Annotated in this window: 19 protein-coding genes; 8 read left to right on the top strand and 11 right to left on the bottom strand. The window is 73.6% G+C overall.

Annotated features, from left to right (window positions below; genetic code table 11):
• Positions 1 to 780 (bottom strand): acyltransferase, encoded by a 780-nt coding sequence (locus tag ACFXGI_RS01715; protein WP_384701666.1) that lies wholly within the window; start codon positions 778 to 780, stop codon positions 1 to 3.
• 137 nt (positions 781 to 917) lie between these two features.
• On the opposite strand from ACFXGI_RS01715, the gene ACFXGI_RS01720 reads away from it, so the two are divergent.
• Positions 918 to 1,469 (top strand): gamma carbonic anhydrase family protein, encoded by a 552-nt coding sequence (locus ACFXGI_RS01720; protein WP_030860740.1) that lies wholly within the window; start codon positions 918 to 920, stop codon positions 1,467 to 1,469.
• A 31-nt stretch (positions 1,470 to 1,500) separates the two neighbouring features.
• On the opposite strand, the gene ACFXGI_RS01725 is transcribed toward ACFXGI_RS01720, so the two are convergent.
• The 4 genes from ACFXGI_RS01725 to ACFXGI_RS01740 form a co-directional block, all read right to left on the bottom strand.
• Complete coding sequence (locus tag ACFXGI_RS01725) at positions 1,501 to 2,148, bottom strand: DedA family protein (protein ID WP_384701670.1); 648 nt, start codon at positions 2,146 to 2,148, stop codon at positions 1,501 to 1,503.
• A 57-nt stretch (positions 2,149 to 2,205) separates the two neighbouring features.
• Entirely contained in the window at positions 2,206 to 4,722 is a 2,517-nt protein-coding gene (locus tag ACFXGI_RS01730; RefSeq protein ID WP_384701673.1) for a beta-glucosidase, read from the bottom strand.
• A gap of 122 nt (positions 4,723 to 4,844) precedes the next feature.
• Positions 4,845 to 5,045 carry a DUF2191 domain-containing protein gene (locus tag ACFXGI_RS01735; RefSeq protein ID WP_384701853.1) on the bottom strand — a complete coding sequence of 67 codons (201 nt, stop codon included), beginning with the start codon at positions 5,043 to 5,045 and terminating at the stop codon, positions 4,845 to 4,847.
• 137 nt (positions 5,046 to 5,182) lie between these two features.
• Entirely contained in the window at positions 5,183 to 5,635 is a 453-nt protein-coding gene (locus tag ACFXGI_RS01740; RefSeq protein WP_181382609.1) for a DUF4442 domain-containing protein, read from the bottom strand.
• Positions 5,636 to 5,730: 95 nt separating this feature from the next.
• On the opposite strand from ACFXGI_RS01740, the gene ACFXGI_RS01745 reads away from it, so the two are divergent.
• Together ACFXGI_RS01745 and ACFXGI_RS01750 are read left to right on the top strand one after the other, a co-directional pair.
• Positions 5,731 to 6,771, top strand: coding sequence for a hypothetical protein (locus tag ACFXGI_RS01745; protein WP_384701676.1), 1,041 nt, complete (start codon positions 5,731 to 5,733; stop codon positions 6,769 to 6,771).
• Between the two features lie 95 nt (positions 6,772 to 6,866).
• Positions 6,867 to 8,192: an MFS transporter gene (locus ACFXGI_RS01750; protein ID WP_384701679.1), complete on the top strand. Its 1,326-nt coding sequence runs from the start codon at positions 6,867 to 6,869 to the stop codon at positions 8,190 to 8,192.
• Here the strand turns inward: ACFXGI_RS01750 and ACFXGI_RS01755 are convergent.
• The 5 genes from ACFXGI_RS01755 to ACFXGI_RS01775 form a co-directional block, all read right to left on the bottom strand.
• A complete protein-coding gene (locus ACFXGI_RS01755) occupies positions 8,179 to 8,970 on the bottom strand; it encodes a spermidine synthase (RefSeq protein WP_384701856.1) in 792 nt (263 codons plus the stop codon). The two genes, ACFXGI_RS01750 and ACFXGI_RS01755, sit on opposite strands and share 14 nt — an antisense overlap.
• An 83-nt stretch (positions 8,971 to 9,053) precedes the next feature.
• Positions 9,054 to 9,899, bottom strand: a complete 846-nt coding sequence (locus ACFXGI_RS01760; RefSeq protein ID WP_384701681.1) for a patatin-like phospholipase family protein — start codon at positions 9,897 to 9,899, stop codon at positions 9,054 to 9,056.
• A gap of 107 nt (positions 9,900 to 10,006) precedes the next feature.
• Positions 10,007 to 11,188, bottom strand: coding sequence for an elongation factor Tu (tuf, locus tag ACFXGI_RS01765; protein ID WP_384701684.1), 1,182 nt, complete (start codon positions 11,186 to 11,188; stop codon positions 10,007 to 10,009).
• Positions 11,189 to 11,281: 93 nt separating this feature from the next.
• Positions 11,282 to 11,449: a hypothetical protein gene (locus ACFXGI_RS01770; protein ID WP_384701687.1), complete on the bottom strand. Its 168-nt coding sequence runs from the start codon at positions 11,447 to 11,449 to the stop codon at positions 11,282 to 11,284.
• 52 nt (positions 11,450 to 11,501) lie between these two features.
• Positions 11,502 to 12,218 carry a DNA alkylation repair protein gene (locus tag ACFXGI_RS01775; protein WP_384701689.1) on the bottom strand — a complete coding sequence of 239 codons (717 nt, stop codon included), beginning with the start codon at positions 12,216 to 12,218 and terminating at the stop codon, positions 11,502 to 11,504.
• Between the two features lie 49 nt (positions 12,219 to 12,267).
• On the opposite strand from ACFXGI_RS01775, the gene ACFXGI_RS01780 reads away from it, so the two are divergent.
• The 5 genes from ACFXGI_RS01780 (at position 12,268) to lnt (ending at position 16,444) form a co-directional block, all read left to right on the top strand.
• Positions 12,268 to 12,993, top strand: coding sequence for a TVP38/TMEM64 family protein (locus ACFXGI_RS01780; RefSeq protein WP_384701692.1), 726 nt, complete (start codon positions 12,268 to 12,270; stop codon positions 12,991 to 12,993).
• Between the two features lie 48 nt (positions 12,994 to 13,041).
• Positions 13,042 to 13,920: an undecaprenyl-diphosphate phosphatase gene (locus ACFXGI_RS01785; RefSeq protein WP_384701695.1), complete on the top strand. Its 879-nt coding sequence runs from the start codon at positions 13,042 to 13,044 to the stop codon at positions 13,918 to 13,920.
• A gap of 124 nt (positions 13,921 to 14,044) precedes the next feature.
• Entirely contained in the window at positions 14,045 to 14,221 is a 177-nt protein-coding gene (locus tag ACFXGI_RS01790) for a hypothetical protein (RefSeq protein ID WP_099893904.1), read from the top strand.
• Between the two features lie 69 nt (positions 14,222 to 14,290).
• Positions 14,291 to 14,761 carry a nuclear transport factor 2 family protein gene (locus tag ACFXGI_RS01795; RefSeq protein ID WP_384701698.1) on the top strand — a complete coding sequence of 157 codons (471 nt, stop codon included), beginning with the start codon at positions 14,291 to 14,293 and terminating at the stop codon, positions 14,759 to 14,761.
• Positions 14,762 to 14,827: 66 nt separating this feature from the next.
• Positions 14,828 to 16,444 (top strand): apolipoprotein N-acyltransferase, encoded by a 1,617-nt coding sequence (gene lnt, locus ACFXGI_RS01800; RefSeq protein WP_384701701.1) that lies wholly within the window; start codon positions 14,828 to 14,830, stop codon positions 16,442 to 16,444.
• Here lnt and ACFXGI_RS01805 read toward each other — a convergent pair.
• On the bottom strand, positions 16,389 to 17,294 hold the full coding sequence (locus ACFXGI_RS01805) for a Gfo/Idh/MocA family protein (RefSeq protein ID WP_384701704.1): 906 nt from the start codon (positions 17,292 to 17,294) through the stop codon (positions 16,389 to 16,391). The genes lnt and ACFXGI_RS01805 overlap by 56 nt on opposite strands.
• Between the last annotated feature and the right edge of the window lie 48 nt (positions 17,295 to 17,342).

Genomic DNA, 17,342 nt, shown 5'->3' on the forward strand with positions numbered 1-17,342 from the left:
CTAGCGCGCTTCCGCCGAGGGTTGCTCGGCCTCCGTCAGCAGCGCCACCGCGCGCAGCTGCTCCGGCGTCACCCCTTCCGGGATCGGGACCGGCGCCGGGGTCCGCAGCGGCGGCTGCCAGCCCGTCTCCGGCTGCCACCGGCGCACGATCCGCGCGGGCGCTCCGGCCACCACCGCGTGGTCCGGCACCTCGCCCCGTACGACGGCTCCCGCGGCCACCACGACGTTGCGGCCCAGGCGCGCCCCCGGCAGGATCACCGCGCCCGTGCCGAGCCAGCAGCCCGGGCCGATCTCCACCGGGGCGCTGCGCGGCCACTGCTTGCCGACGGGCTCGTGCGGATCGTCGTAGCTGTGGTTGGTGGAGGTGATGTACACCCCGGGTCCGCAGAAGGTGTCGTTCCCGATGGTGATCCGGGTGTCGGCTATGACGTGGGTGTCCCGGCCGAGCACCACGCCGTTGCCGAGTACGAGCACCGGATCGGTTCCGAGGTCGAGGCCCGGCATCATCCCGGCGGTCAGCGTGACCTGCTCGCCGATGATGCAGTGGTCGCCGAGGCGGATCCACGGTTCGCCGAAGACCGTGCCCTGCGGGAAGGCGAGGCGGGTGCCGTGCCCGATCGCGCCGAAGCGCAGCCGGCCGGGCGTCTGCGCGGTGACCGCACCGGCCTGCTGCATCCAGCGCCAGCCGGCGTGGACCGCGCGGTTGGCGAGCCTGCGGCGAAGGCCGGCCAGGGCGGTCAGGGCCGTCTGCGATGAGAACGTGTTCTGGTTCTTCGGCACCGGGTCACCGTAACGCGCCGAGCGCCCGGAGCGCGCCGTGATCTTCACCCCATCGCCGGTCGGGCCGGGGCCGTGCCCTACCGTGCCGGTAGCGCGACACGCAGGGCACTCCAGCACACAGGACTGAGGAAGAGAACATGACGTATCAGGCGGACCGGGGCCAGGCACTCGTCGCGGGCGTGGGCGGCAAGAGCCCGCAGATCGATCCCACGGCGTTCACCGCACCGACCTCGGTCGTGCTCGGCGAGGTCACGATGGCCCCGAACTCGAGCCTCTGGTACTCGGCGGTGCTGCGCGCCGACTGCGGCCCGATCTCGATCGGCGCGGACAGCAACGTGCAGGACAACTGCACGCTGCACGTCGACCCCGGGTTCCCCGTCTCGATCGGCGAGCGCGTCTCCATCGGCCACAACGCGGTGGTGCACGGCTGCACCGTCGAGGACGACTGCCTCATCGGCATGGGCGCCACCGTCCTCAACGGCGCGGTGATCGGAGCCGGCTCGCTGGTCGCCGCGCAGGCGCTGGTCCCGCAGGGCATGGTGGTCCCGCCCGGTTCGCTGGTCGCGGGCGTGCCGGCGAAGGTGCGGCGCGAGCTGACCGACGAGGAGCGCGAGGGCATCAAGGTCAACGCCCTGATGTACGCGGACCTGGCCAAGCAGCACCGCGCCGCCGTCCAGCCCCCGCAGTAGCCCTGCGCCGGCGCCCGTGCCCCGCGGCCGACTACTCGGCCGCGGCGGCCGCCGTCTCCGTTGCGGCAGCGGCCGCTGCCGCCTTCTTCATCCGGCTGCGCAGCACCATCGTCACCGTGAGGCCGATCACCAGGGCCAGCACCAGCGCGACCCAGGAGAAGCCCTTCAGCCAGGGCTCCGCGACGATGCCGATCGAGTAGATGACGGCCGTGGTGCCGCCCGCCCAGAGGATCCCGCCGAGGATGTTCGCGACGAGGAACCGCCAGTACGGCATGTGCAGGACGCCGGCCAGCGGACCGGCGAAGATCCGCAGCAGGGCCACGAACCGTCCGAAGAAGACGGCCCACATGCCCCACTTCTCGAAGGCCCGCTCCGCCTGGGCCACGTGATCCGGACCGAAGTGCTTGGGGAAGCGCCGCCCGAGCCTCTCGAGCAGCGGCTTGCCGCCCCTGCGGCCGATCGCGTAGCCGATCGAGTCGCCGACGATCGCGCCAGTGGACGCGCAGATCCCCAGGACCACGGGGTCGATCTCGCCGTGCTGCGAGGCCAGCAGCGCAGAGCTGACCAGGACGATCTCTCCCGGCAGCGGGATGCCGAGGCTCTCCAGCCCGATGACCAGACCCACCAGGAGATAGATGCTGACCGCCGGAATCGTCTCCAGCCATTCCTGGATGTGCACCGGTACGTCCTCCCGAGTCGCGGCGGCGCGCCCCCTGTGACACGCCGAACGGGCAGCCTATCTGCTCGTGACCACAGCCTTTGCCCTCAGGTGGAGTTCGCGCGAGGAACGGCCCGCGAACACTTCACGACGGCCTGAACCCAGCACCCAGGCGTGCGCTTCGGGGTCCCAGGAGGACAGTGCGCGGGCGTCGATGTCCAGGACCACCTGCTGCGCCTCGCCGGCCTCCAGGGTGAGCCGCCGGTAGCCGGCCAGCACGCGCACCGGCTGGTCGAGCTTCAGCTCCGCGGAGGGGCCGACGTACACCTGGGCCACCTCGGTGCCCTTGCGGCGCCCGGTGTTGCGGACCGTGAAGCCGACCCGCAGCCCGCCGCGCTCCGGCCGGACGGTCAGGTTCTCGTACTCCCAGGTCGTGTACGAGAGCCCGTGCCCGAACGGGAACAGCGGGGCCACCCGCTGCGCGTCGTACCAGCGGTGCCCCACGTGCACGCCCTCGGCGTACTCCTGCCGCCCGCCCACCCCCGGGTAGCGCAGCGGGTCACCGCCGACCGGGGTGGCCTGCTCGTCGGCCGGGAAGGTCTGGGTGAGCCGGCCGCCCGGGTCCACGTCCCCGAAGAGGACGTCGGCGGTGGCCGCGGCGCCCTCCTGGCCCGGGTAGTACATCTGGAGGACCGCCCCGGTACGGGAGAGCCACGGCATGGTCGTACTGGAGGAGGTGTTCAGCACGACCGTGGTGCGGGGGTTCGCGGCGGTGACCGCCTCGATCAGCCGCGCCTGCCCGCCCGGCAGCCCCAGCGAGGTCCGGTCGGCGCCCTCGGTGGCGTCCTCGTAGGCGAACAGCACGACGCCGTGTGCCTGTTCGGCGGCCTTGACGGCCTCGGCGAGGTCGGCGGCGCGGGTCGCGTTCGTGGTGTGCCGCAGCCGGAAGCGCTGTCCCTTGGCCCCGCCCTCGGCGAAGACGGCGAGCCGGTGGGTGCCCGCCGTGAGGGAGAGGGTGCGGCGGCGGACGGCGAGCCCGTCGGGTGCGGCGCCCAGGAGGCCGCCGGCGAACTGCTCGGCCGCGCCGGGCCGGACGGGGAAGATCTCCTCGCCGTCGAGGCGTACGCCGGGCCGCTTCCCGGTGTAGTGGACGAGGAGCGTCCACTCCTCGTCCGCGGGGAGCGTGAACTCGCCCTGGTGGCTCCAGCTCCGCCCGGCCTCCACGCGCCGGTCGGCCAGGTCGGCGGCCGGGTCGAGCAGCTGCGCGGGGAGCGGGCGGCCGTACAGGTCCTCGCCGAGCGCGTAGCGCACCGTACTGCCGTTGCCGGCTCGCCGTCTGATGGCGTCGATCGGGCTGGGCGCCCGGTCGGTGTGGACGCGTGCGCTGCCCCCGCCGCTGACGAAGGGCACCTGCCCGGTGGGGCCGATCACGGCGATCGAGCGGGCCGAGGCGCCGGTCAGCGGCAGGGTCGCGTGCTCGTTGCGCAGCAGTACGGCGCCCGCGGCCGCGACCTTGCGGGCGACCCGGGCCCCGGCGGCGGCGTCGCGGGCGGGCCGGGCCGGCGGGCGCGCGGCGAGCAGCCCGAACCGGTCCATGGTGGCCAGGATCCGGCGTACCGCGAGGTCCACGGTGTCCTCGTGGACGGTTCCGCCGCGCACCGCCTGCTGGAGCGGGGCGCCGAAGTGGGTGCCGCCGGGCATCTCCATGTCGAGGCCGGCGCCGATGGCGGCGACCGTGCTGTGGGCCGCGTTCCGGTCGGACATCACCCAGCCGCCGAACCCCCAGCGCCCGCGCAGCAGTTCGTCGAGCAGGGGTTTGTTCTCGCAGGCGTACGTGCCGTTGACCTTGTTGTACGCGCCCATCACCGCGCCGGCCCCGGCGGCGACGGCTGCCTCGAACCCGCGCAGCTCGGTCTCGTGCAGGGTCTGTTCGGCGGCGATGGCGTCGACGGTGTCGCGGCCCTGCTCCTGGTTGTTCAGGGCGAAGTGCTTGACGGTGGCGATGAGCCCCTCGTCCTGGATTCCGCGGACCACCTCCGCGACGAGGTCCGCGGTCAGCCGGGGGTCCTCGGCGAAGGTCTCGAAGTTCCGCCCGGCGTAGGGGGTGCGGATCAGGTTGGCCATCGGGGAGAGCAGTACGTCCTGACCGAGTGCCCGGCCCTCGCGGCCGATGACCCTGCCGTACTCGCGGGCCAGCGCCGGGTCGAAGGCGGAGGCCAGCATGACGGGGGCGGGCAGTGCGGTGGCGGGCCGCGCGACCCGCACCCCGGCCGGGCCGTCGGCGAGCCGCAGCGCCGGGATGCCGAGGCGGGGGACGCCGGGGACGTACCCGGCCTGCCCGAGCGGCGCGGGGTCCGGGCCGCCGTGCAGCAGGCCGGTCTTCTCCTCCAGGGTGAGCCGCTCCAGCAGGGCGTCGATGCGGGCGGCACTGCCGGGCCGGCCGGCGGCGGCCCCGGTCGCCGTAGCGGATGCCGAGGCCTTGCGGGGGCCCGGGCCGCCGGGCGGTACCGCGGCCACGCAGCCGCCGGCTCCCAGGGCGGCGCCCGTCGCCGCGAGCAGCCCGATCGCGCGGCGTCTGGACACGGCCTCGCTCATGGGCGCTCCCTGCGGCTGCGGCTCGGGTCGGCGGGAGCGGCCCGCGCCGGACCGCTCCCGCCGTCCACTGTGCGCCGCAGCCCCGTCCGGGCCCGGCCGGACGCGCCACCGCCACGCCGGGTTCAGCCCTGCGGCGGCTGCTCCGGCGCACCGGCCTCGCGGCGGGGCACGTCCTGCGTCTGTACGCGCGCCTCCGTGCGGTGCCCGCGCGCGATGCAGTCCCGTACGGCGGCCTCCACGGCGTCCTGGGGCGAACCGATCCCGGCGAGGACCATCACCTCCACCACGAGCTCGGCGTCGAGCTTGATGTCGACCTTGGCCACGGCCACCCCCGGTTCGTCGCGCGCGGACTCCAGCCCTGCCCGAGCCGCCACCCCCGAAAACACGGAACCCGCCCGGGACGCGGGTGCTCTCGTCCTCGGGCGGGTCCGAGCCGGCGGCTGCGCCGGCGGGCGTGGGGTTACGCGTTGGGGCGCAGCGTCCAGACGACCGTCATCTCGCCCGTCACGGCCTCGTCCTCGCGCTGGATGGCGATGGTGACGGGGAACTCGGGGCGGCCGCCCGCGTCGAGTTCGGCGATGACCTCGGCGGCCGGGCGACCGAGGGTGGCGGTGGCCGTCACGACGCCCTTGGCGAGCTTCTTGTAGCCGATCTCGGCCTTGACGGCGAGGGGCACGGCGCGCGAGAGCTGGTCGCCGAAGGCGGCCAGGACGATGGCGCCGCTCGCGGACTCGGCGAGGGTGAACATGGCGCCGGCGTGCGGGCCGCCCACGTGGTTGTGGTAGTCGGGCTGGTCCGGCAGCCGGACGACCGCACGCTCGGGGGTGGTCTCCAGGAACTGGAGGTTCAGGGTCCGGGCCATCGGCACCGTCGCGGCGAGCAGTTCGCCCACGTTCATCTGATCTGCGCTCATGAAACGCGATGTTACCCGCGAGTAGACACCCTGGCCAGACCTTCACACGGGGCGGCCGTGCCTCCCGACATCCACTCCCACTATCGTTACCGGCCATGTGGCCAGGACAGCAGCAGCCGCCCGGGGGACAGCAGAACCCTCAGGACGCGCATCAGAACCCGTACCAGCAGCAGGGGCAGCCGGCGCAGCCGGAACAGCAGCCGAACCCCTACCAGCAGCAGCCCGGCTACGGATACCCGCAGGCCGGCTACCAGCCCCAACCGCCGACCCAGCCCTGGGGCCAGCCGCAGCAGCCCGTGCAGCCGCCGAAGAGCGGCGGCAGCCCCTTCTCGACGAAGACCGTGGCCATCGTCGCGGCGGCCGCGGTCGTCGTGGCGGCGGCCGGCACCGGCGCGTTCGTCCTGACCCGGGACGACAAGAAGAACGACGCGGCCGACAACAAGCCCGCCGCGTCCTCCTCGGCCTCGGCCCCGGCCGCGTCCCAGGCGCCGGCCTCGCCCGGCGCCAACCCGCGCTCCGGCGGCGACGTCAAGCCCGTGATCCCGGGCTGGAAGGTCGTCCTCAACCCCAAGTACGGAACCGCCTTCGACGTCCCGCCGGAGTGGAACGTCGCGAGCGCCGGCGTCATCTCGGGCTTCGAGGACGAGAGCAAGAACGACGGCATGCCGATCATCAGCTTCTCCGCGCCGGCCTTCCTCAAGGAGGACTGGTGCAAGGTCGACTCCAACAAGGACGGCCGTGAGGAGTCGACCGGACTCGCCGGCACCGGAACCAAGGGCGGCCAGGGCGCCAAGGACACCGCCGAGGCGGTGAAGAACGAGGCCGGCAACTGGGCGTACGCCGCCTACGCGCAGAAGGCGCCCAAGGGCACCGTGAAGGTCTCGGAGCCGAAGGAGTACACCACGTCCTCCGGCCTCAAGGGCCACATGGCGACCGCGACGGCGATCGGCGTGCCCAAGGAGAACAAGTGCTCCTCCGACGGCAAGTCCATCGCGTTCAGCTTCAAGACCGCCAACGGTGACTTCTCCAGCTGGATCCTCTACAGCGCCGCCGGCGTCCAGGGCGAGGTCCCGCAGGAGACGATGGACAAGATCCTCAGCTCGGTGCGCCTCAACGGCACCGCCAGCAACAGCTGACCCACGGGCCGAACCCTTCGGCACCATTCGTCCCACCCCGCGCCCCGGACCCTAATCCGTTTGGATTCTCGGCCCGGGGCGTGGATAGTCCGGGGGTGAGCTCTCCCCCCGCCGCCCCGCCCCGTACGACCGCACACCGCCGTCGGCCCGCCTGGGCGGGCCGCAACTACACCCTGCTCACGGGTGCCGCGGTCGTCACGAACCTCGGCAGTCACGGAGCGCTCATCGCCTCGGCCTTCGCCGTCCTGGAGACGGGCGGCTCCGGCGGCGACGTGGGCCTGGTGGCGGCGGCCCGCACGCTCCCGCTCGTCCTCTTCCTGCTCATAGGCGGGGCGCTCGCCGACCGGATGCCGCGCCACCGCGTGATGGTCGCGGCCAACGCCCTCAACTGCGTCTCGCAGGCCGCCTTCGCCGTCCTCGTCCTGACCGGACAGCCGCAGCTGTGGCAGATGATGCTGCTCACCGCGCTCTGCGGCACGGGCCAGGCCTTCTTCAACCCGGCCGCCGAGGGCATGCTGCTGTCCAGCGTCTCCGCGGAGCACGCCAACCGCGCCTTCGCCCTGTTCCGCATGGCCATGAACGGAGCCGGCATCGGCGGCGCGGCCCTCGGCGGCGCCATGATCGCCGCGATCGGCCCGGGCTGGGTCCTGGCCGTGGACGCGGCCGCCTTCGCCGTCGCGGGGGCGATGCGCGCCTTCCTCGACGTCGGCCACGTCGCCGACCGGGCTCCCGGCGGCGGTCTGCTGGCGGACCTGCGCGAGGGCTGGGTGGAGTTCCGGACCCGGCCCTGGCTGTGGAGCATCGTGCTCCAGTTCTCCGTGGTCGTCGCCGTCGTCGGCGCCGCGGAGGCGGTGTACGGGCCTCTGGTCGCCCGGGACCAGCTGGGCGGGCCGGCCCCCTGGGGCCTGGCACTGGGCTTCTTCGGCATCGGCACCATCGCCGGCGCCGTCCTGATGATGGTGTGGAAACCGCGCCGGCTGCTGCTGGTCGGCACCCTGTGCGTGTTCCCGCTGGCCCTGCCCTCGGCGGGTCTGGCGGTCCCGCTGCCGGTGTGGGGCCTGTGCGCGGTGATGTTCGTCAGCGGGACCGCCATCGAGGTGTTCGGCGTGAACTGGATGACGACCATGCACCAGGAGATCCCGGAGGAGAAGTTCTCCCGGGTCTCCGCCTACGACTGGTTCGGCTCGGTGTCGATGCTCCCGCTGGCGACCGCCGTGGCCGGCCCGGTCGAGTCGGCCTTCGGCCGCACCTCCGCCCTGTGGGGCTGCGCCGCGCTGGTCGTGCTGGGCACCGCGGCGGTCCTCTTCGTCCCGGACGTCCGCCGAATGACCCGCAGGCCCGCTCCTGCGAAGGCCGCCGTGTTCCCGGCCGCCGCCGCTCCCGACCCGGCGACCGAGTGCAGCGGCGTCAGCCCAGGCTGAACGCGCCCTCCGGCGGCTCCGGCGAGGCGACGGCGTCCGCGTCCGCCACCGGCACCGCCCCCTTCATGAACCGGGCCAGGGCCGCGCCTTCCTCGACCCGCGCCGCGAAGGCGTCCGCGGCGCACCTCCGGGACAGCGCCGCCACCGGCAGCTCGGCGTCCGAGGCGAGCAGTACGGCGTTCCCGAACCGCCTCCCGCGCAGCACCCCCGGCTCCGCGACGAGCGCGAGCTCCCCGAACACCGCACCGAAATTGGCGAGCTGGGCCCGCAGGAAGTCGAACGGCGCCCCGTCGGCCAGGTTCGCCGCGTAGACCCCGCCCGGCCGCAGCACCCGCGCCGCCTCCCTCGCGTACTCCACGGAGGTCAGCTGCGCCGGCACCCGCGAGCCGCCGAACACGTCGGCGACGAGCACGTCCGCGCTGTCCGCGGCCGCGCCCTCCAGCCAGGCCCGCGCGTCGGCGGCGTGCACGGTGACGTCCGACCCGGCCGGCAGCGGCAGGTGCTCCGCGACCAGCTCCACCAGTGCGGCGTCGAACTCCACGACCGTCTGCCGGGAGCCCGGCCGGGTCGCCGCCGCGTAGCGGGGCAGCGTCAGCGCGCCGCCGCCGAGGTGCAGCAGGTCCAGCGCGGCCCCCGGCTCCGCCACGCTGTCGAGCACGTGCCCGAGCCGGCGTACGTACTCGAATTCCAGGTGCCCGGGATCGTCGAGGTCCACGTACGACTGCGGTGCGCCGTCGACGGTCAGCAGCCAGGCCCGCTCCCGGTCCACGTCCGGCATCAGTTTCGCGGTGCCCTGGCCCACGTCCCGGACGACCGGGATCTGTTCGTCGCTCACCGCACCATTGTCCGGCAGGCGGCGGGTCAGCCCGCCCAGACGGCGGCCGCCTCGGCGGCGTGCTCCGCGGCCTGCGCGAGCCCGGCCCGCGCCGCCGGGTCCCGCCGCGCCGGGTCCAGGACGTTGCGCCCGAAGACCTTGCGGGCCTGCGCGGACGGGGTGATCAGCAGCACCCGAGCCCCGGCCTCGCGCAGCCGGGCCGCCTGGGCGGCCGGCGAGGGGACGAGTCCGGATCCGAGCGCCATCGGCGCGAGGATCACCACCCGTGTGCAGCCGGAAGCGAGGTCGGCGTTGGTCGCGGACCGGATCCCGCCGTCGATGAACCGCCGCCCGCCGACCGTGACCGGCGGCCACACCCCGGGCACCGCGCAGCTCGCCGAGACCGCGTCGACCAGCCCGGCCCCGCTCTCCCGGTCGAAGGCGGCGAGCTCGCCGGTGAGCGCGTCGACGGCGGTGACGACCAGCCTGCGCTCGGGCCACGCGTGCGACACGAGCCGGGCCTCCAGCACCTTGCGCCGCTCCGCCTCCTCGCCGGTGTCGGCGGCGAGGGCGAGGGCGCCGACCCGCCTGCGGTAGGCCTCCGGATCCCGCGAGCGCACCATCGCGACGGCGTACCGGGCGATGAGCCCCATACCGAGCCGGGCGGCGACCTCGCCGGCGGGGTCGCCGAGCTGGCGCTCGTACAGCTCCTGCGGGCTGAGCAGCCCGGAGGTGAGCTGGGCCCCCACCACCGAGCCGGCGGAGGTGCCGACGACGAGGTCGGCGGCGTTCAGGTCCACGCCCGCCCGGGCGAGCCCGTACAGGATGCCCGCCTCCCAGCCGACGCCGGTGAGTCCCCCGCCGCCCAGCACCAGTGCCGTATCGCCGCCCATGCCGGCCCGCCCCTCTTCGTACGCCCGTGGTGACGGCAGTCTGGCGCAAGCCGGCCGCCGCCACCACGGCGGGGCGTCGGGAGGTCGGCGCCGGCGCGGACGGTGCTTCAGCCGAGCACGGCCGTGACCGTCCCCGCGCCGACGGTCCGCCCGCCCTCGCGGATCGCGAAGCCGAGCCCCGGCTCCAGCGGCACGTCCCGTCCGAGCTCGACGGTCATCTCGACCGTCTCCCCCGGCCGGGCCACCCCGGCCACACCCAGGTCCACGTCCCCCACCACGTCGGCGGTGCGGATGTAGAACTGCGGCCGGTACCCGGACGCCACCGGGGTCGTACGGCCGCCCTCCCGCGCGGAGAGCACGTACACCCGCGCGCTGAAGCGGCGCTTGGGCACGACGCTCCCGGGAGCGGCGACCACCTGCCCGCGCCGTACGCCGTCCCGCGGCACCCCGCGCAGCAGCAGCGCGACGTTGTCCCCGGCCTCGGCGGACTCCATCGGCTTGCCGAAGGTCTCCAGGCCGGTCACCACGGTCTCGACGGGCTCGCCGTCGCCTCCGAGGACGCTCACGCGGTCGCCCGTGCGCACGCTCCCGCGCTCGACGGCGCCGGTCACGACGGTCCCCCGCCCGGTGATGGTCAGCACGTTCTCTACGGGCAGGAGGAACGGCGCGTCCGTGTACCGCACCGGCATCGGCACGTACGTGTCCACGGCGTCGAGCAGCGCCTCGATCGCCCCGGTCCAGCGCGGGTCGCCCTCCAGCGCACCGAGTCCGGAGACCCGTACGACCGGGGCGCCGTCCCCGCCGTAGCCGTTGGCGGTGAGCAGCTCGCGGACCTCCAGCTCGACCAGGTCGGTGAGCTCGGGGTCCCCGGCGTCGGCCTTGTTGAGGGCGACGACGATGTGGTCGACACCGACTTGGCGGGCCAGGAGCACGTGCTCGGCGGTTTGCGGCATGACCCCGTCGAGCGCGGAGACGACGAGGATCGCCCCGTCGAGCTGAGCGGCGCCGGTGACCATGTTCTTGACGTAGTCGGCGTGCCCGGGCATGTCCACGTGGGCGTAGTGCCGGGTGTCGGTCTCGTACTCGACGTGCGTGAGGTTGATGGTGATGCCGCGGCGGGCCTCCTCGGGGGCCCGGTCGATGCGGTCGAAGGGCACGAAGGAGGCGCCGCCGCGCTCGGCGAGGACCTTGGTGATGGCGGCGGTGAGGGTGGTCTTGCCGTGGTCGACGTGACCCATGGTGCCGATGTTCAGGTGCGGCTTGGTGCGCACGAAGGCCGTCTTGGCCATGATGTCTTCCCGAATGCCTGCGAAGCCGGAGACGGGACCCCTGGAGCGAACCGACCCTCCCCCTGTGGGGTCCGCCGGACGATCCGGGAAGGGTCAGCTTCGTGCGCCGTCGAATGCGGCGAAGGCGGTTGCCTCGAAGACGTCGAAGACATCGAAGACATCGAGGGCTTCAAGGGCTTCAAGCGCCTCGAAGGGGAATGCGGCAGCCTTCGGCGCGTCCGCGACTGCGGACGGCGCTGCGGTGAAGGCGTACCGGGACATGCACCGGATCCTGCCGGACCGCCCCCGCCGCGTCGAATGAATTACCGCGCGGTCAGTGGTTCTTGAGTGCCTCGCGCACCGACAGCGGGGAAAGGCGGTCGCCTTCCGCCGCGACGAAGGCGCGGACCGCGTCCGGGTCCGTCTTCGCGTACTCGCGCAGCGCCCAGCCGATGGCCTTGCGGATGAAGAAGTCCGGGTGGCCGCACTGGCGGCGGCAGTACGCGAAGAGGCGTCCGGTGTCCGTCGCGGACTTGTAGCGCAGCTGGTGGAGGAGGGCGGTGCGGGCGAGCCAGAGGTCCTCGTCCCCGATCCATTCGTCCATCACGGCCGTGAGCTTCGGATCTGCGGCCACGAGCGGACCGGCCGCGTGCGCCGCGAGGAGGTCGACGGTGTCCCACCACGGGACGGTGACGATCAGCTGCCGCACCACCGGCAGGAAGCCGGAGGAGCAGACCCGGACGTGGCGGCGCAGGTAGTCCACCGCGAAGTAGTGGTATTCGCGTTCCGGAAGCTCCCAGCACCGCAGCACGAGCGCCGTAACGTCCGCCTCCGCCGGCTTGGCGCTCTGCCCGGTCACGGCCTTCGACAGTTCGCGCCGCAGCGGGGTGCGGATGCCGAGGAAGGGCGCGACGTCCTTCATGTACGCGGCCATGGAACGGGCCTGCTCCGGGTCGGCGGCCGCTCCGTACGCCGCGGTGAGGCAGTCGATGAGGGTGTCCGCGAGGGCGCTGTGCGGGACCTTCGGGGGTCGCTGGTCGTTCGGCCGCATGAGGCCCAGATTACGGCGCGCCGCCGCATTGGTCGGCTAGTCTCCCCGGATGTCCCTCCTCCTCGCGCCGTGGACCCGGCTGTCGCTGCTCGTCGTGCTGCTGCTGGCGGCCGGCGTGTACGTCGTGCTGTACGAGCCCCAGCGCATCCTCTCGGAGGGGTGGCCCCCGGGACTCCCGGTCGGCGCGGCCGTGCTGCTGTTCGCGGCCGCGTACGGCGTGGGCACGGCGGCCCTGGTGCCGCGCCCGCTGCTCAACCTGGCGGCGGGTGCCGTCTTCGGCATCCCCTTCGGTCTGGCCGCGGCGGTCGGCGGCTCCGTCATCGGCGCCGGGATCTCCTTCGGGCTGGGCCGGCTGCTGGGCCGGGAAGCCGTACGGCCGCTGCTGCGCGGGCGCTGGCTCCAGGCGGCCGACGACCAGCTGGCCCGGCACGGTTTCCGCTCGATGCTGGCGGTCCGGATCTTCCCCGGCCTGCCCTTCGCGGCCGCCAACTACCTTGCGGCGGTGTCCCGCTGCGGCTGGCTGCCCTTCCTCCTCGCGACGGCGATCGGCGTCGTCCCGAACACCGCCGCGTACGTGGTCGCGGGCGCGAGCGCCTCCTCTCCGGACTCCCCCGCCTTCCTCGCCTCCTTCGGCTTCATCGCCGTCTCCGCGGTCGCCGCCGCGGTCGTCGGATGGCGCAAACGGCACCGGCTGGCGCCCGTACCGGCGTGCGAAACGCGCGATCCGGTGCCCGAGCACCCCCCTGTGGTCAGCGCCGCTCCCCACGGGCCCTAGCATCGGACCCGAACTGCCCGACGATCACAAGGACGAGCGCACCCCGACATGAGCTGGTTCGAATCCCTAATCCTCGGTCTCGTCCAGGGGCTTACGGAGTTCCTCCCGATCTCCTCCAGCGCCCACCTCCGGCTGACCGCGGCATTCGCCGGCTGGCAGGACCCGGGCGCGGCCTTCACCGCGATCACGCAGATCGGCACCGAGGCCGCCGTGCTGATCTACTTCCGCAAGGACATCGCGCGGATCATCTCCACCTGGTTCCGCTCGCTGTTCACGGCGTCGCTGCGCTCGGACCAGGACGCCAAGATGGGCTGGCTGGTGATCGTCGGATCGATCCCGATCGGTGTCCTCGGCATCGCGTTCAAGGACCAGATCACCGGCCCTGCCCGTGATCTGCGGCTGACCGCGACCACCCTGATCGTGATGGGCGTCGTCCTCGGCATCGCGGACCGGCTGGCCGCCCGCGACGAGGAGGGGGGCCGGCACCGCGCCATCCGGGAGCGCAAGACGCTCAAGGAACTGGGCGTCAAGGACGGCCTGATCTTCGGTCTCTGCCAGGCGATGGCCCTGATCCCGGGCGTCTCCCGCTCCGGTGCGACGATCTCCGGCGGTCTGCTGCTGGGCTTCACGCGTGAGGCTGCCGCCCGCTACTCGTTCCTGCTCGCCATTCCGGCCGTGCTGGCGTCGGGCGCGTTCGAGATCAAGGACGTGGTCGAGACCCCGGGTCACATCACCTGGGGGCCGACGATCTTCGCCACGGTCATCGCGTTCTTCGTGGGCTACGCCGTCATCGCGTGGTTCATGAAGTTCATCTCCAGCAAGAGCTTCATGCCGTTCGTGATCTACCGGATCGCCCTGGGCATCGCACTGTTCGTGCTGATCGGCATGGGCGTGCTCAGCCCCTTCGCCGCCGAGTCGGCCGGCTGACACCGCCGCCGCTCACCGCTTCGCGTGAACCGGAGGCCGCTCGGGAACGTTCCCGGGCGGCCTCCGCGTCGTTGTGCCTGAAGAGACCTGAAGCGACCTGAAGGCAAACAGCAGGGGGTGCCCCATGGGGCGAGTGGTGCTGGAGCGGTTTCCGGCCGGAAGTCCGAGGGGAAGCTGGCCCGCCGAGGAGTACGCGGCGGAGCGGATGCGCGAGGGCGTGCCCGCCGAGGTGGTGATGGACCTGGCCACCGACGCTTTCCTCGTCGTGGTGCGGCAGCGGGAGGCGCATTCCGGTCACTGATCCACCGCGCGCGGATCCTGACCGCGCACGCCCCTTGGCCTCGCCGCCGCGCGCCCCCACACTGACCCGATGACGCAGCGTGTGGACCTCGCCACGGTCATGGACCGGATGGCGATCGACGAGGTGGTCACGGGGTACGCGGTGGCCGTGGACGACGGCGACTGGGCGGCGTACCGCGCGCTGTTCACTTCCGAGGGGCGGGCCGACTACAGCTCGGCGGGCGGGATCGAGGGCCCGGCCGCGGAGGTCGCCGACTGGCTCGCGGAGACCATGGAGCTCTTCCCGGTGCGCCAGCACCTGATCGTCAACCGGCTGATCCGGCTGGAGGACCGGGGCGGCTGGCCCGGCGACCGGGCCGAGGTGCGGGCGGACTTCCTCAATCCCATGCGGCTCGCCGGGCCGGAGTTCGACGGGACGGTGACCGCGCCGAACTTCGTGGCCGCCGGCCGCTACACCTTCGGCCTCGCCCGCACGACCGGCGGCGGCTGGCTGCTCACCGGCGTCACCGTCCGCGAGAAGTGGCGGCACATGACCGCGTAGGCGGGGCGACCTTTCCCGGAAGGCCGTCCGGACGGCCCTGTTCCACACTGGAAGCGGAGGCGCGTCATGGTCGCGAAGCGGATCCGGTACCGGCGGGCGGCGGCCGCCGTCGCCGCGGGAGCACTGCCGTGCCTCGCCTTCCCCGCCCCCGCGCTCTGGTGGTTCGCGTACGTCGCCCTCGTGCCGTGGATGCTGCTGCTGAGGTCGGCGCCGACCGGGCGGCGCGCGGCCCTGGAGGGCTGGCTCGGCGGCGCCGGGTTCATCGTCGCCGTCCACCACTGGCTGCTGCCCAGCCTGCACGTGTTCCTGCTGCCGGTGGCGGCCCTGGTGGGGCTGCTGTGGATCCCCTGGGCCCTGCTGGTGCGGGAGTTCCTCGGCGGGGTCCCGGATCCGGGACGTGCGGCGGCCGCGCTGCTCCTCGTACCGGCGGGCTGGCTGCTGTCCGAGCTGGCCCGGTCCTGGCAGGGCCTCGGCGGGCCGTGGGGGCTGCTGGGGGCCAGCCAGTGGCAGGTGCCGCCCGCCCTGCGGCTCGCCTCGGTGGGCGGGGTGTGGCTGGTGAGCCTGCTGGTGGTGGCGGTGAACTGCGCGCTGGTACTGCTGATCTCCGTACCGGCGGCCCGGGTTCCGGCGGTGGCCGGGGTGACGGGGTGCGTGGTGCTGACGGGGGCGGTGTGGCTGTGGGTGCCGCGCCCCGAAGCGTCGGGCGCGCTGCGCGTGGCCGTCGTACAACCCGGCCCGGTGGCGGACGGCCCGGACAGCGCCGAGCAGCGGTTCACCGCCGGGGAACGGCTGACGCGGACGCTGGCCGGGCAGCGGGTGGACCTGGTGGTGTGGGGCGAGAGCAGCGTCGGGGCCGACCTGGCCGCGCGCCCGGACCTGGCCCGGCGCCTCGCCGTACTGTCCTCCGAGGTCGGGGCGCCGCTGCTGGTCAATGTCGACGCCCGGCGGCCGGCCGGCCCGGCCGTGGTCCCGGTCCCGGGCCCGGCCGTGGGTCTGGTCGCCGCGGCGGCCACCACTCCCGAGGGCGGCATCTACAAGAGCTCCGTCCTCGTCGGCCCCGACGGGCCCACCGGCGACCGGTACGACAAGATGCGCCTGGTCCCCTTCGGCGAGTACGTACCGGCCCGCTCGCTGCTCGGCTGGGCCACCTCGGTCGGCAAGGCCGCCGGCGAGGACCGCCGGAGCGGCTCGGAGCCGGTCCTGATGAACCTGCCGGGCCGGCCCGGAGTCCGGATCGGCCCGCTCGTCTGCTTCGAGTCGGCCTTCCCCGACATGAGCCGGCGCCTGACCCGCGACGGCGCCGCCCTGCTGATCGCCCAGTCGGCCACCTCCAGCTTCCAGCACAGCTGGGCGCCGGCGCAGCACGCCTCGCTCGCCGCGCTGCGCGCCGCCGAGGACGGCCGCCCGATGGTGCACGCCACCCTCACCGGGATCAGCGAGGTGCACGGCCCGTCCGGCGAGCGGATCGGCCCGGCACTGCCCACCTCCGCGCGCGCGGCGCAGGTGTACGAGGTCCCGCTCGCCCGCGGCTCGACGTACTACGTCCGCTTCGGGGACTGGCCCGTGGGCGCCGCCCTGGCGCTGCTGGCGGCGTACTGCGCGGTCGAGGGCATCAGGGCGCTCGGGCTCAGGAAGCCTGCTCCAGAGCCGACGACACCACCCGCTCGCACAGCTCGTGGGTGAGCAGCGCGTCTCGGGCGCTCAGCGTGCTGCCCGCCGCGACGGACTCCAGGAAGGTGTCCACGACCTGCTCGATGCCGCGCTGGCGGGCGACCGGGACCCAGTCCCCGCGGCGCCGCACGGTCGGCTGGCCGCGGTGGTCGATGATCTCGGCGAGGTTGACGACCTGCCGCTTGGTGTCCTGCCCCGACACTTCGAGGACCTCCTCGGTGGAACCGGACAGCCGGTTCATGATCCCGAGCGCGGTGAAGCCGGGACCCGACATCTGGAGGACGACCTGGTGCATGAGGCCTTCGCGGACCTGGGCCCGGACGTCGATGTGGTCGGCCTCGCCGGGGAGCAGGAAGCGCAGGGTGTCGACGACGTGGATGAAGTCGTCGAGGACGAGGGTGCGCGGGTCCTCGGGCAGTCCGACCCGGTTCTTCTGCATGACGATGAGCTCGCGCGGGTGCTCGGCGCACTGCGCGTAGCCGGGAGCGTGGCGGCGGTTGAAGCCGACGGCGAGCGAGACCCCGCGCTCCTCGGCGAGTTCCACGAGCCTGCGTGAGTCCTCGAGCTCGTAGGCCAGCGGCTTGTCCACGTACGTCGGCACGCCCGCTTCGAGCAGCCGGGTCACGATCTCGGGGTGAACGGCCGTCGGGGCGTGGACGAATGCCGCGTCGAGGCCCTCGGCCAGGAGACCGTCGAGGGTGGTGTGGCGGTGCGCCGCCGGGATGTGGTGGATCTCCCCGATCCGCTCCAGCGTGGCCGGGGTCCGGGTCTGCAGGTGCAGTTCCACGCCCGGGCGGGCGGTGAGGACGGGCAGGTACGCCTTCTGGGCGATGTCGCCGAGTCCGATGACGCCGACCTTCACCGGGAACCTCCAGGTAGATCCTTCTGGGACCTGCGCAGCTTAATCCCT

It is taken from the genome of Streptomyces sp. NPDC059355, from assembly GCF_042752335.1.
Taxonomy (GTDB): Bacteria; Actinomycetota; Actinomycetes; order Streptomycetales; family Streptomycetaceae; genus Streptomyces.